General features: G+C 66.8%; 13 protein-coding genes. 6 read left to right on the plus strand and 7 right to left on the minus strand.

Translation table 11 applies throughout. The features are described from left to right. Positions 1 to 101 precede the first annotated feature (101 nt). Entirely contained in the window at positions 102 to 1,061 is a 960-nt protein-coding gene (locus JGS39_RS25890) for an SEC-C metal-binding domain-containing protein (protein ID WP_219571967.1), read from the minus strand. 519 nt (positions 1,062 to 1,580) lie between these two features. Here JGS39_RS25890 and JGS39_RS25895 point away from each other — a divergent pair. After that, the gene (locus JGS39_RS25895) at positions 1,581 to 2,441 is read left to right on the plus strand and encodes a nucleotidyltransferase domain-containing protein (RefSeq protein WP_219571968.1); all 861 of its coding nucleotides are present in this window, start codon (positions 1,581 to 1,583) and stop codon (positions 2,439 to 2,441) included. Positions 2,442 to 2,481: 40 nt separating this feature from the next. On the opposite strand, the gene JGS39_RS25900 is transcribed toward JGS39_RS25895, so the two are convergent. The 4 genes from JGS39_RS25900 to JGS39_RS25915 form a co-directional block, all read right to left on the minus strand. Then, positions 2,482 to 4,347, minus strand: coding sequence for a hypothetical protein (locus tag JGS39_RS25900; RefSeq protein WP_219571970.1), 1,866 nt, complete (start codon positions 4,345 to 4,347; stop codon positions 2,482 to 2,484). Positions 4,348 to 4,989: 642 nt separating this feature from the next. Further along, on the minus strand, positions 4,990 to 6,030 hold the full coding sequence (locus JGS39_RS25905) for a hypothetical protein (protein ID WP_219571972.1): 1,041 nt from the start codon (positions 6,028 to 6,030) through the stop codon (positions 4,990 to 4,992). Continuing rightward, positions 6,030 to 6,806 (minus strand): AAA family ATPase, encoded by a 777-nt coding sequence (locus JGS39_RS25910; RefSeq protein ID WP_219571974.1) that lies wholly within the window; start codon positions 6,804 to 6,806, stop codon positions 6,030 to 6,032. Before JGS39_RS25910 ends, JGS39_RS25905 begins: the two co-directional genes overlap by 1 nt. Continuing rightward, positions 6,806 to 8,323, minus strand: a complete 1,518-nt coding sequence (locus tag JGS39_RS25915) for a TnsB C-terminal domain-containing protein (RefSeq protein WP_372456166.1) — start codon at positions 8,321 to 8,323, stop codon at positions 6,806 to 6,808. Before JGS39_RS25915 ends, JGS39_RS25910 begins: the two co-directional genes overlap by 1 nt. 403 nt (positions 8,324 to 8,726) lie before the next feature. Between JGS39_RS25915 and JGS39_RS25920 the strand changes: the two genes are divergently transcribed. The 5 genes from JGS39_RS25920 to JGS39_RS41505 all read left to right on the plus strand — a co-directional run bounded on the left by JGS39_RS25920 (position 8,727) and on the right by JGS39_RS41505 (position 13,139). Beyond that, positions 8,727 to 9,185, plus strand: a complete 459-nt coding sequence (locus JGS39_RS25920; protein WP_219571975.1) for a hypothetical protein — start codon at positions 8,727 to 8,729, stop codon at positions 9,183 to 9,185. Between the two features lie 59 nt (positions 9,186 to 9,244). Beyond that, positions 9,245 to 10,012, plus strand: a complete 768-nt coding sequence (locus tag JGS39_RS25925; RefSeq protein ID WP_219571977.1) for a hypothetical protein — start codon at positions 9,245 to 9,247, stop codon at positions 10,010 to 10,012. Positions 10,013 to 10,259: 247 nt separating this feature from the next. Then, positions 10,260 to 11,450, plus strand: a complete 1,191-nt coding sequence (locus JGS39_RS25930) for a nucleoid-associated protein (protein ID WP_219571978.1) — start codon at positions 10,260 to 10,262, stop codon at positions 11,448 to 11,450. A gap of 34 nt (positions 11,451 to 11,484) precedes the next feature. Beyond that, a complete protein-coding gene (locus JGS39_RS25935; RefSeq protein ID WP_219571980.1) occupies positions 11,485 to 12,465 on the plus strand; it encodes a RelA/SpoT-related domain-containing protein in 981 nt (326 codons plus the stop codon). Continuing rightward, positions 12,462 to 13,139: a hypothetical protein gene (locus tag JGS39_RS41505; protein ID WP_219571981.1), complete on the plus strand. Its 678-nt coding sequence runs from the start codon at positions 12,462 to 12,464 to the stop codon at positions 13,137 to 13,139. Before JGS39_RS25935 ends, JGS39_RS41505 begins: the two co-directional genes overlap by 4 nt. Before the next feature lie 545 nt (positions 13,140 to 13,684). Here the strand turns inward: JGS39_RS41505 and JGS39_RS25945 are convergent. Next, positions 13,685 to 13,903 (minus strand): hypothetical protein, encoded by a 219-nt coding sequence (locus tag JGS39_RS25945; RefSeq protein WP_219571982.1) that lies wholly within the window; start codon positions 13,901 to 13,903, stop codon positions 13,685 to 13,687. A 115-nt stretch (positions 13,904 to 14,018) separates the two neighbouring features. Beyond that, on the minus strand, positions 14,019 to 14,214 hold a 196-nt coding region (locus tag JGS39_RS25950), incomplete at its 5' end, for a helicase associated domain-containing protein (protein ID WP_219571984.1).

The following is a 14,214-nucleotide window of genomic DNA, read 5'->3' on the forward strand; positions in this document are numbered from 1 at the left end:
CCACCGAGCCTATCCCTCGCCCCTCCCCCTGACAGGCCAACCGGCATCCAAGTCGCGGTGGTTCGCCACGAGTCCGGCCAGCCGCCCGTATACCTGAAGAATCAGCTGGCGGGTATCCCGGCGGGGTGGCACCGGCGCGCTTTGCGGCCTGAGCCGCACGGGCACGCGGCGTTCTTGGCAACGCTGCGCCCGGGCCCTTCCGGCCGCGGAGACGCGCTGCGAGGGACCATGTTCTCCCCGCGGGCGCGCCATGCCTGAAGCGGCACCGGAAAGTCCCCGGCGCGCTCAAGTACCCAAGGGCCCACAGCGCCGAACGCCTCGTCCTGAGAGCCGCGCGAGAACTCGAGGATCTCTTGTGCACTGCCCTTCAACATCAGTGTGGCAACGGTGGGGTATTCCTTGCCGGCGAAGGCCTTCATACCCTGCACCTTGAAGACTTCCTTGGCGAAGGCGGCCCCCGCGATCAGCGCCGCTCCGGTGACCACATCGCCCTCACTCCCGTCGTCGAGCCGGTTGAACAGACGGATCAGCACTCCCTCCGCGTCGCTCACCGGCAGATCCTGCTCGCGCGCCAGAGCGTCGGCGAACCGTTCCCGGATCGCATCGGGGGAGCGGTAGGAGAACTCGTCCGCGTGCCCCCGGTGCTTGAAGTGCAGGGTGTGGACACCTGGCTGCAGCCCCGATTCGTGGGCTGTCACTGCGCTGGTGGACTCAAAGCCGACGAACCGCACGACGGTATCCCGCACGGCCCCCTTACGGAACTCGTCCCCCAGACGAGAGTGCGGCGAGAACAGGTAGGGGCACACCTGGGCCGCATACAGCGCGCACACCTCGTGCACCGGCGCCTCCCCGCTGACAGCGGTCGGCAACGGCCCTTCCTGGAACACCGTCTGCCAGCGCAGCTCGTCAGCGAAGGGCAGGCCGCACACGCCGCACCAGTCGAACGTGGCCAGAGCCAGCTTGCGCCGCTCGTTGATCGACCCGAAGTCCACCTTCCGCGGACTGCGTTCCACCGTCGCGATCACCGGATACCCCCGGGCGTCGACCGCCAGGTGCTTCATACGACGCGGCAACTCCACCGTGTTCTGCGGTACATGCCTCATCCCAACCCCCCTGCAACCGGCACCGGCACACGCCCGGTGCCACCCCTCGAGCACAGCAGCATCATCCCCCTAACCCGGGCAGCCTGGGCACGTTGCCAGATATTTTCCCGCCAGCCGCCCCCGCGCTGGAGGAGCTCGGCTACCGCGCCCCGTGACGTGAGACATCTCCGACGCGAGGAGGCCAAGGCGTACGCACCAAGAGAGGGTCCCGGCATTTCCTTGCGGCCAGCAGCCGTCGTGAAAACGCTGCGCATACCGTTCGCTTCACTGCTGCCTGCGCTCACCCGCCCCTGGAGCAGACTCAGTATGTCCGGCGGCCGGAAGTTCTCTCCATTCCACAGTGCATGCCGCCTCGCCTGTCTGCAGGTTGCGGCAAACGTCATCCCATCGAAGGCACTGACAACCCAAAGCGCCCGGCATGTCTCAAGCGCCCTCTACAGTCGAATCTCCTTTGCCAATAGCTCAATTGGAGCCGGAATGAAACGTGAGCGTGCCACTCAGCTTCTGACGGACATGCTCGATCGCCTGGAGGCGGGCGGCTGGCCGTTGGACCTGGCCGACGAGGTCTACGTCTTCGGCTCGTATGCTCGAGGAGCGCTCGAGCCGGCCGACGTCGACGTCGTCGTCGAGCACCGCACGGATGACCGCCTGACTGCAGAGTTCGTCCATGCTCTGTCCAACGGGCGGGATCCGTCGGGGTCGATGAAGCGTGCCTTGAAGGGGCGTTCGCGTGGAATCCAGCTCCAGTTGCGTCAGCGCGAGTATCTGGAGAAGGACGGCATCCCCCTGATGCTCCTGTGGCGCAAAGGCGAACCCATGGCAGCCGCGCGAGCCCGCCTGGCCGACCTCACCTCAGATCCCTTGGCCGGCCGGGCTCAACGCGACCACATGATCGACGCCTTCGAAGGACTCGACCGGTGGATCCCCCGCCCGGTCCGTGCAGACCTTGCCGCCATGGTTGGCAGGAAGGCGGTGACCATCACCCAGTTGGAGCTCGACGGAACCGAGCCGGCACACCCGCTGGCCCAGCGCGCACTCACACGCTGGTCTCCCACCAGCCCTCTGCGCAGGGCAGCTTCAGCGGCTCTTGCGCATGCCGAGACACGCGGGTGCGACATGGACGCCGTTCACCTTCACGGAGAGCCGCTCCACGGCCACTGGGACACCGCGCCAGAACCTGTCTTCGGGATCGGACTGGGCTGGCAGCGCTACGGCCGCCTCGCCTACCTCCTGGAAGACGTCACTGAGTGGATCGAAGTCATCCGCCCCACTCGCGCACAGCCCTTGCACGCCCTGCACATCATCGTCACCGACCGCACCGCCTTGGCGCAGCCCTGACCTGCCGACGACCGGACCGCCGACAGGTCAGGGGCAGCCTTCACGCGCTGAGCGGCGGCCCGTCGATCAGGGGCGCGTGATCGAAATAGCGGTGCTCGGGGCTGAGCCGGATCTCGCGGACACCGGAGTGTGCCTGAGCCAGAGGATCGTTGGTGACGGTGATGATCTGGCAGGCGAAGCCGTCAGGGGAAGGGTCGTCGGCCGCGGTGATCAGGGCCTTGAGGAGCCGGGTACTCATCTGCTCATCCAGGCCCTGGGCGCCGAATCCGCTCAGCGGGGAGTCGATGAGCAAGAACGGCGGCACGGTGACCGTCGGCTCCTCGCGTGCAAGGTCCCGCAAGGAGAGCAGGACCGCGATGTTGGTGACTGTCTTGGGCCCTCCTGCCACCGAGCTGTCCTCGAAGGCCTTGCCGTCCACCAGCGTGGTGAAGTCCTCGGCGTCGATGGTCGCGATGTTCTTGCTCGGGTCGATCTCGCGTACACGGGCCAGAAACAGCTCTGACCAACGGTGCAGCCGCTCCTTGCGGCGCTGCTCACGCGCTGTGCGGGCTGCGTCCCGGTCACGGAGGACGGTTTTCTTCTCCTGCTCGCGGGCCTGGACCTCGCGCTCCTGCACGGCGATGTAGCCGGCTTCTTCCAAGCGCACCGCAAGTTGCTCGATTTCCCTGGAAAGCCCATGAGCCGTCTTCTCGAGCTCGTGGACCTTGGTCCGCTGCGGGGCCAGGGTCTGCTTCTCGTAGGTGTCGCGTGCATTCAGTGCTGCCTGCGCCGCCGACTCCGCGCCCGTAGCCACGTCGGCGGCGGCACGGGCCGTCTCCTCACGCTTCGCGCGGATCATGGTGGCGCGGTCCAGTTCCGCCTGAGCACGGGCGAGCGCCTCCTGGCGCCGCTCGTCGTGGCCGCTTTCCTGCGCATAGGCCTGCCCGCACTGCCGGCACAGGCCGGGGTTCCGCTCAGGCAGAACGTGCCTGCATCGTGAACAGTCCTCGGGGCCCTTCTTCGCCGCAGCAGCGTGAAGACCGTTGAGGTGCCCCTGTGCCCTGCCCTGTCCCTCAGCCGCGGTCCGCAGCAGAGCCGCCGCCTCGTCTGCCTTCCGCCGAGCCCTGCTCCGGTCCTTGTCCGCCACCCCGTACACGGCATTGAGACGCCCGTGCTCACCGGCCATGACGCTGTAGGCGCCGTTTGCCTCATCCCACCTGCGGGTCGTGTCCTGATGAGCCTGCATCTTCGCCGCGTGCTGCGCTCGTACCACCTCCGGGTCGGCCAGCACTCCGGTCTCGCGCAGCTTGGTGAACTGGTTCAGCAGCCGCTTAGCCTTGTTGTAGCGGCTGTCAGCGTCGCTGGCAGCGTTTTCCAGGCGATCGAGCTCGGCGTCCCGCAGTCCCAGGAGCACCTCGAAGAGCAGGACGCGCTCGGCCTTGCCCAGACCGCCCAGGTACTCGGTGGCGATCGTCGCCTGCCCCAGCGTCATGACCCGGTAGACGTGCGACAGATTCAGGGTCACCGCGCCACTGCGCATCGGCTGGATCCCGAAGAGCTCCAGGATGAAGTCACTCGCGCTCGTCTCGCCCGCTTTTGTAGCCTGGACAGGAAAAGACCGGTCCGGCTCTGTGGAACTGCTCAGGTCCTCAAAGATCACCTGCCCGCCAGAGGACCGGCCGCTGCGACTGGCCTGCCAGCGGGTGCCGGCCACACGGAAGACGAGCCGGACGACGTCACACCTACGTACCTCCGGCATGACCGTGCTCTTGGTCAGCCCCAGCGCGTACAGCAGTGACTCCGCGCCGGTGGATTTGCCCGAGCCTGCGGGCCCTGTCAGGAATGTGACCAACCCTTTGAAGGCGCGAAAGCGCCACTCGTTCTTGTACAAGAACTCAAAGCGCTCGATCACGAACGATGGACCCACCGGACCCCTCCCTACGCCGAGGCCGCCGCGACCCCGCCCGAGAATCAACGACGTGCAGGGCACCGGGGTGACGCACGCCTTGGCGGCCGAGTGGTTGGGCGGTCGCAGTTCGGCGGAGTCGACGCACTCGCCTTGCACGGTCGGTTGACAGGTCGTGTCCGAACAGCGGTGAGCTGCAACCGAACGGCTACGAGGCCACGCTCATCACCCGTCGCGCCGCGACAGGTGTGAAGTGCTCGGTGCCCAGGATCTTTGCCCCGCACTGGACCATCACGGTCAGGCCGGGCATCGCCCGCAGAGACACCAGAATGATGTGTGAGCGCGCCGACGACCAGTTCCTTCACGTGGGGACGGCGAACGCGACCAGTGCCAGCGCGGCCAGCATCTGCCATTCAGACTATCTGCGGTTTTTTGTGGGTGTGGTTCAGCATGGTGATGTCAGTGGGGTGGGTGTCGGATTCTCTGCTGTTCAGCGTTTGTCGTGGGTGACTCGGCTGCTGTTAGGGATGCCGTCGGAGTGTTGACGTTTTTGGTGATTAAGCAGGTCGGTTGGTTGCCGGTCGGTACAGCATGGGGTGTGTTGTCGCTGGTCAAGGCTGTGGTGGCACCAAGAGTTGGGGACGGGGTGGACCGTGTCGCCTTCTACGGCATGGGTTTCAGGTGGTAGCGGATTCCTGTTGCGGTGAGGCGGAGTTGTTCGCCGTCTTGGACTGTGATGAGGGGGAAGAGCGTGTTGTCCGGGGCACGGTCGTTGAGCTGTCCGTGAATGCCGGCGGCTCGTATGAGGCGGCGCGTCCAGGTGGGGAGTGGGTGGAGCTGGCATCGGCGGTGGGCGGTGCTGTCGTGGATTTTGACGGTGGTCGCTGTGTCGTTGATGTCGATGCCGCGGATGAGTGCGAGCCGGTCGATGTCTGCCCCGGTGACCGCGTGGATGGTCAGGGCTGTGGCGTGCAGTGGGTGTGCCACCGTGGTCAGCCGTGCGGCGAGGACGGCCGTTGATATGCGGTCGGGTTCTCGCGCGGACGGTGCGCCGCTCGTTGTGGAGGCGAGAACGGGGGCGCCTTGGCATGGGGCGCGTTTTGGGCGGTCTGTCACCGTGCCGTCCGATGGTGGCGGGGAGGTGATCCACCGGCCGTCGTCCTGGCACGGGGCTGGTCCGGTGGGCCGCCGCTGTCCGGCGTTTTGGGTACCTGACGGCGAGTGTTCCGTCTGACTCAACGCGGTACGGGCCTGGGGAAGGGTGTCGACGAGGCGGTACGGGGTCTCTTCGAGGAGCGTTTTCAGGGCAGGGGTGACCGGCCGGTGCCACAGGAGGGTGAGGCGGATACCGCACCGTTCCCTCAGGGCGAGGAGTTGTTGCTGGCGGGCGTGTGTGAGGCGGTCGGTGCGGCAGACGATGAGGTGCCCAATGTGGTGGGCGAGCATCCAGGTGGCGACGGCGTCCCAGGCGGGGCGCTGGGAATCGGCCCACGTCCCGTACGTTTCTCCCCCTTGGGGGAGTCGTTTGCCCAGGGCGTAGAGGAGGTCGTGGGCGAGGGCGGCGGGCGCGCCGTTGGCGGGGCTGGGGTCGATGGTCAGACGGCCGATAGCCGGATCGTGTGCGGCATGTGCGGCGGCCGTCCAGGCTGGGTGGTCGTCCTTGTCGTGGATGACGGTGACCAGTGGTGGGCCGCCGGTGGTCATTACATGCCGCCGATCTTGCTGTAGACCCAGCGCACGAGGTCTTCGTCGACCTGTTTGAGGTTGAGTTTCTTCATGCCCGCGAGGATGTGGGTGGTGATGTTGGCCCAGTTGCGGAAGCTGCCGTGGGCGGCCTGTTTGTCGATCGCGTCGATCAACGCGGTGTCGACGTCTGCCCAGACGGGGTGGAAGGCGGGGATCGTTTCCCTCACTTCGTCCTTCGACATGCGGGTGAACTCCTGCCAGATGAAGATCCTGGAAGCCAGCATGGGTTCGCGGCGCAGGACCTTGTAGCAGCCGTCGCCCCCGGCGAAGATCACTGCTATGTTGGTGCGTTTGTCGTCCCACAGGTGGCGCCAGAACTCGAACCCGGTCTTCTTCATCCACTGCGCCTCGTCACAGACCAGGACCCGGAACTCCTCGGCGAGTGCCTCCTTGAGGAGGGTGTCGAACTCGATCGGGCGGGCCGGGGGCTCACCGGGCAGCCCCAGCGCCTGGAAGAGGCCATGCCGAATGTCGCGCGGGGTGGGGCCGGCGCGCAGTTCCAGGCGGTGGGTGATGTCCGGGGCGAGATGGCGCAGCGCGGAGTTCACCGACATCGTCTTGCCGGATCCAGCCGGCCCGTAGACGCACATCATGGCCTTCGCTTCGATGACGGCTTCGATGTTGTCCCGGGTGGTCAGCAGCGTGTCGGTACCGACCAGCTGGGCCTGTTCCAGGCCCAGGAAGTGGTCTTCGCTTTCGTCGGGCAGCAGCCCGTAGTCCAGGTCGGCGATCATCAGCTCGTGTCCTCATCATCAGGTGTAGGTGTGCGCGGGGGCCTCGGGCGGGCCCAGGTGTCGGGCGCGGGACCGTGCGGAACGAGACCGGGTCGGGCCAGCGCACGGCGGTCGCTCTGTGCCGCCGCGCCCAGCTCCTCTTCAGCCTCCGCTGCGGTTACGGAGGTGAGCGGACGGGGCGGGGCGGCGGTGGTGGAGGCTTCGAAACGCTGGCGCCGCAGCTTCTCCGCGGCCTTCAGATCGGCCTTGAGCCGCCGGGCGGCAGCGGTGCGCGCCGCCTGGACGGAGCGGATCTGCTCCCGGCTCGCCGCGGCGGCCAGGAACGCCGAACCGAGGTGCCGGCCGGTCGCCGCGTCGAAGACTTCGATGGTGTCGTCGTGGTGGGGCAGGTGCCGTACCGAGACTTTCGTGCCGGTACGGCCGTTCATCCACGGGGCGAGGTAGTCCCGGCGGCGCCACCGCACCCCGCTGGTACTGATCGTGTACGTACGCCCATCGTCCTCCAGAGCGAATGTCGCCAGCTGCCCCGCGGCCACGTCCGTGAGCGGTGTCGCGTCGGCCTGCCACGTCTGGAGGGGGGTTTTCCCGTTCAGCGCGGACGGACGGTGGCGGGTGTTCCACCAGGTCACCCAGTCCAGCAGCAGCCCCACGAACGCCTCATACGTCAGGGGCGGGGCATCAGGGTCGGCGAGAGCGCCGCCGGTGAGTTTCTGGCGGCCGGTGTAGCGGGGGAGGGAGACGAGGAACATCTCCTCCACCGCGTCGTTCAACGCCTCTATCGTCCCCTTCAGATGCGGGGTATAGGCGGGCAGGTCGGTGACGGGGACGGCGAGCGCGCCCATCGCTGCGGTGACTGTCGCGCACAGGAACTCCTTGCCGCGGTCCACCCGGATCTGACCGGGCAGCCCGCCCACCGGCCCGAATGCCTCGCTGCGGGTGATCGCGATCCGCAAGCACGCCAGCACCGCATCCCGGCTCGGAGCATGCGCGGTGACCGCCACCCCGGTGATCGCCTTGGTGGCGCAGTCGATGAACCAGGTCACCCACGGTGTGGCCAGCTCACCCTCCACATCGACCTCGACGGGCACATGCTTGTGGTCGCCCTCCCACACCGCGTTGCGGTGCGTAGCCGGCCGCTGTCCGAAGACGTCATGCGCGCGCCGCGCAGCCTCCCCGCTCTTGAGACCGGCCCGTTCCCCGCGGGTCAGGTCCCGGCGGATCGCCCGGTGCAGTGTGGAGAGCGACGGCACCGCGGTCGCGTCCGGATCGCCGGCCGCCCGTTGCACCAGCTCGGCGTGGACCCGGGAGGCGTTACCGCCCCACAGCACCAGCAGCCGCCTCACTTCCACGGTGACGGTGAAATGCGACGACTCCACCCGTGCGAGGCGGTGATCCTTGTGGGCAGCGGCCAGCCACCGCCACACGGTCCGCTCCGACTTCCCCAACGCCTGTGCCACCAGACGCACATGCGCGGCCGTCAGCTCTCCACGCCCGTCAAGCTCCAGCAGCCGGGGCATCGCCGCTGCCCGCCCCGACGCCGACGGGAACACCGCCATCGGACCGTTTACGGAATCCTCGCCATGGCTTCGCGGCATGTGCGGCTCCTCTCCGGCCGAGTGACGGACAGCGCGGCCTGCCGTCCTGGTTCAGGTATCCCAGCCCTTCGGCACCCAACTGAAGGGAACCGGCATACGACTGACAGCAACCATCACCATCCGGTACAGCCGCGTCCGCGAACGGACTGGCGATCTCGATCTGCTGTGGGCAGCCTTCCCCAGGCCTCGTAGAGCTCCCGGTTGTATTGAGGCTGAACCGCGGCCTTGGTCACCGTGCCTCTGCGACCCCGAGGCGGCCGGACTACGGGACCGTCTACGCGAGGTCACCACAGAGCTGGCAGCCCTCACCGCAGAGGCGAGCACCTTGGAACGGATCCTCCAGAGCACCGCCTTCGCCTCCCGCGCACAGCTCGAAGTCGAGCGCCTAGCGGCCGAGCAGGAGCTCGCTCAAGCCCGCCAGGCCGACGTCCACCTCACGGGCAGCATCCCCAACGAGCCGACCACTACGAAACTCCGTCGGCGGATCGCCGAGACGGAAGCAGAGATTGCCCGGGCCGCCACCGCAGCAGAGGCAGAAGCTGTCTCCGTCAACCATCTCCGCGAACTGCACGGACAACTTGTTGCCCAGAGCCGCCGGCTCACCCGTGCCTTGGTCGCCGAGCGGCTCCTCAACGACTTCGAGTTCCGCACCTGCCCTCGCTGCGGAGCCGGCGTACCAGACAGGGGCGACGAATACAGCTGCCGCCTGTGCCTGCAAACCCACCCAACCTGCCGGCACCATCTTCCCTCGCCGCGGAACAAGACCGGGTCATCGAACAAGTAACCGAGACTGAAGAGCTCATCGACCGGAGCACTCACCGCCTTGCTCAGCTCCAGACAGCTGTGACTGACCAGAGCCGGCGCCGGACAGACCTCGGTGAGCAACTGGACCGAGCGACTTCCACCTACATCACCGACCAGGCAGACCGCATTCGAAGAGTCGCGGCCAGACAGGCGCAGCTCGAGGAGCGCCTCGCACGCCTGGACGACAGCCTGGCTCTCCACGACCGGTTGGCAGGGCAGGCCGAACGCGTCGCGGAACTGGAACGGGAGGACCTCAACAGCAGAATCGATGCCACCCGCCACAGCAATAAGGCCGTCAGCGAACGCCTGCAGAAACTCGACGAGGCTTTCGAAGCGGCCCTCCGCAGCTTCGACGCTCCGCGCTTCGATGACGAGCCGGGCTCCTACATCAACAGGAAGACCTACATGCCGGTCGTGGACGGCCGTCCTTTCGCCGACCTGCAATCACAAGGCGTTGAGGTACTGGTGAACGTCGCACACGTCCTCGCACACCAACACGTAGCACTCAACGACCCCGACATCCCCCTGCCCAACCTTCTGATCATCGACGGCATCAGCAGCAACGTCGGCCACGAAGGCGTCGACCTTGAACGCCTGCGCAAGATGTACGCCAGCCTCCTGCGAACTGCCACCGAACACGTCGACCGCCTGCAGATCATCGTCACCGACAACGACTCCCCTCCGATCGACGGCATCCACCGGCCACTGGAACTGTCCGACACAGACCGGCTCGTCCCCATGCCCCCGACCGAACCGGATGATGGGGCACCTGAAGACGCGGCCCCAGAGGAGGAGTCCGGCGACTGACAACCCGAGCGGGGCCGGACAGAACACCCTGTCAGGCCCCGTTACCCGCTGTCTGGTTATGACCAGCGCATGCCGATGGCGGAGATTCGGCCACCCTTGCCGGTCTCCGGTCGGTGCCTAACACACGCCCCGTTACTATGAGCGCCGAGATTGTCGCCATACGGCCCGGATGCGAGAGCGTCCCGGACCGCATGGAGATGGACGGCGTCCGGCTTTGATGCACGGGCCGGGATGCAGGGGGCGGGAAGTGCGGAGCGACTTCGGGGATTTCGTGGTCAAGCAGGCCATCGTTCACGTGATCCCTCAGCGCCCCAGGGGTGAGGATCCTCCTGCGCTGCAGCTGAGCCAGACGGCCTGCCGGTTCGACGATGCCGTGCGCACGGCCCTGCAAGCGAAGCTCCGTGAAGTCCTCGACCGGCTGGGACGCGAGGTGGTGGAGGACCCTGAACTGAAGTCGGTCCTGCCCGATGCTGTGCGGGCGTACCTGGCCGGTGAGCTCGATCTCGTGGCGGTATCCGGAGAACTGGCCCACGCGCTGCGCGACAGCCAGAACGGGTCCAGCTCGGCGGGCCTCCTCCTGGTCGCAGCTGCCCGCCTGGACCATCAGCACGCCCTGCTGATGGTCAAGCTGGAGCAGGAGACGGGTATGCAAGCCAACGAGATCGTCACGGACGGCCTGCGCACCTTCGACGTGCAGTACTTCGCCAACCTGCTGTTCACCGAGAAGTCCAAGGTGTACAAGGTGGCCCTTTTCTCCGAGGAAGGGAACACCGAACAAACGCTTCAGGGGTGGGCCGCAGACCCCCAGAAGTCAGGCAAAGACGTAGCCCGGTTTTTCCTCGAGAAGTTCTTGGGGTGCCGGCATCAGGACCACCCCAGAGAGCTGACCCGCCGCTTTCATGACACAGCCATGGATTGGGTCAACAGCAGGGTCACGGACTCCGAGGTACGCATGGACTACGTCATGGCCGTCATGGTCGAGCTCCAGAGCTCCGCCGGGACACTTGACCCCGTGGCGTTCCTCGAAACCCATTTGCGGGAACCGCACCGCGATGATTTCGCCAACTTCTTGATGGAGAACGACGTTCCCATCCGTGCGTTCGACAAGGACACCGACCTTGTCGAAGGTCGGTTGCAGAAGGTTCGGGTGGATCTTGCCAACGGAGCCTTCCTGGTCGCACCGCTGGAAGCAGTACAGGACGGCACCGTGGCCGTGGAAGACCTCGGGGACGGCCGTACTACCGTCACGGTCACCAGCACACTCACCAAGACCAGCAGTGGCGCCGCAGCGGGTCGTCCCACCAAGCCCCAGGACCAGGCCGAGGAACGACCGTCCCAGACAGAAATGATTCCAGGACTCGAGAGTGTCGCACTCACCGTCCCGGCCCGAATGCCGCACGCGCGAAGCGGCGACGAGCCCTTGCCCGCGCAGACATGAACTGCCCCCGTTTCCACGCTCCCGCGGGACTGTCATGCCTCTGACCACTGAAGAGGCTTTCCGGCGATACCGGGAGGAACGCCCGCGTATCCAGGCAGCGGCCGAAGCCACCGGGGCCCACCTTCGCCAACGCACCGCAGTCAAGGGGATCACCTGCCAGATCTCCTCCCGCGCCAAGGAAGTCAGCAGCTTCAACACGAAGGCGTACCGCAAGAAATACGCCGATCCCTGGACACAGATCACCGACAAAGCCGGCCTGCGCCTCGTCGTACCCCACCGGAGCCTGCTCGACCCTGCTCTTGACGTGATCAAAGAGTCTCTCGACATCGTTGAGGTGCAGGACGACCGCGAGACTCAAGACGACGAGTACCATCTGCGCTACCCGCGGCTACACGTCCAGGCCGTCATGGTCGGCCCGCTCGAAGACCCGGACGGCGTTCCGTATCAGTGCGAGATCCAACTACGCACCGAGGCAGTGGACTTGTGGTCGCGGATGTCTCACCGGCTCCTCTACAAGCCCGGCGTCACCCCGCCCCCCGATGTCAGTCGCTCGCTATACCGTCTGATTGCGCTGGTCGAGCTATACGACCTCGAAGTCGAACGGGGGGTGGAAGCCATGTCACACCATCCCGAGCTCGCACGCAGCAACCTGATCCTCGACCTGGCCGAACAGATCTACCGCACATTCACCGATCACCCCTACAGCAGAGACTTGTCACGCGACATCCTCGACATCCTGGTGCAGACCATCGACGACGAAGAAACCTACGGTGAGCGGCTGACCGAATTCACCGAACGCCACCGCAAACGCATCCAGCAGGCCTACGCCGACTACGGCCCTACCAGCGACCACTTCCTCAAGCACGGTCGTTACATGCTCGCCAGCCAACCGGAAAGCCTGATCATCTTCGAACGACTGGCCCATGCCCGCTTCCGCCTCAAGAGCGCCTGGGAAGACCAGCTACCGCACACCATGCTCACCGACATGGCACACATCTGGGGGATCGCCCTATGACGAACTCCGCGCAACCCGAACCCCCCGCCCTGGCCGCCGCCACCGCGATGTTCATCGAGGTCCTCGTCGTCGGCATCGGCACCCTTACCGCGGCGGTCCTCCTCCTCATCAGCCTCATCGGCTCCGCCAACACGACCAAACTCGCCCCCCTGGCGGGCTCCTCCCTGGCCACCGGGGTATCCCTCGCCGCCGCCTACGCTCTGGGCATCCTCCTCGACCGGGCCGCCGACACCACTTTGACCCCACTCCGCCGCCGCCTGCGGTCCCGCTACTTCACCTCCAGCGCCGCATACGCACAGGCCCGCCTTCGCCTCACCGACTTCCCCGCCCTGGCTGCCCGGGCCGACTACGCCCGCTCCCGCATGCGCATCTGTCGCGGATGGTTCCTTAACACCCTGGCCCTGACTCTCACCGCAGACCTTGCCATGCTGCGATACTCCCTCGATCACCGCCCGCTCATCCTTGGCGGCACCACCATCCTTGGCGCAGCGACCTCTCTCGGGTTCTTCCACGCCTGGCGCGCCCTCACCTTGACCGGCTACCGCAAACTCGCCGAACAGACCACGCCCCCCGCCGGCGCCGCTCCAGCGTCTGCCCAGCCCCACGCTGGCACCACCCACAGGACCAGCACCACCGAAGACAGGCCGGGCGAGCCAGAACCCGTGCGAGCCTGACTCCGACCGCGCCAGCAAGAACCGCCCCCGCGACACCGCCGCATCCAGTGCCAAGAGGGCGGGGCATCAGGCATGGTGGCCCGTCGTGGTGATCCGCGGATAATTGTCGGTGGCGGTTCACGTCGTGTTGTCGGCGGGGGAGCATCGGGTTCTCTGCTGTTCAGTGGGTTTTCGTGGGTGACTCGGCTGTTGTCAGGGATGCCGAGTTGGTGTTGACGTTTTGGTGACGTTGCGGGTCGTTTGGTTGCCTGTCGGTACCAACCGCTGGAAGGCCGCCCATCCCGACGACGCGCCGCCGCCCCTGCCCAGCCCGACCCCGGCGGCGGGCTTTGTACAGCAGACGCTTGATTGCGGCCGAACCGACAACAGCGGGGCCCGGGCAGGATCACGCTGCCCGGGCCCGCAGCCGTTCCCGGGCTCACCGGTTCAAGCGGATGCGTGGTCCCATGCGAACTCGAGGTCGTCCAGGAGGACCTCGTCCTCTGTCCTATTCCTCCACTGCCCGCGCGTGAGGAACGGGACGGTTTCTATGCGCTCGCAGATGATCAGACTCTCAACTGGCCGACCAGCGGACACCTGCGGTGCTGGGCGGGACCCGGACCGGACCCGCGCACCATCTTCCCCAGGCGCGCCCGGTGCTGTTCGGCGAACGCCTCCAGGCGCTCCGCGTACCCGGCGCGCTCGCCCTCGCGTATGGCGCTGAGCGCCACGGCAGCGATCTCCTCCGACGCGTCAGGGACGAGGAACTCGCTCGGATCGGCCAACGCCCACGTCCACCGCCGCCAGGACGCTCTTCACGTCCCACATAGGGGCCACGGCCGACTTACCCGCCGGAGCCTCCCTCGGGGCCGTACGCATCCGCGTCGTGCTGACCGGCGCTCATGCGGCCCACTCCAGCCCGAGACCGGCCAGCCGCTGAAGCTGCTCACCGGTGAGCGTCGCCCGCCTGCTCTTCACGTTCGACAGCCACACCCCGAGCCGGAGAGACGTCCCATCAGGCAGCTCTTCGGACCAGGACCTCGCCACCACCACCGTCCCCTCCCGCTCGGCGTACTGGGCGAGCGCGACCAGGCCC

Origin of the sequence: Streptomyces poriferorum (assembly GCF_019399235.1) — a bacterium.
GTDB lineage: Bacteria > Actinomycetota > Actinomycetes > Streptomycetales > Streptomycetaceae > Streptomyces > Streptomyces poriferorum.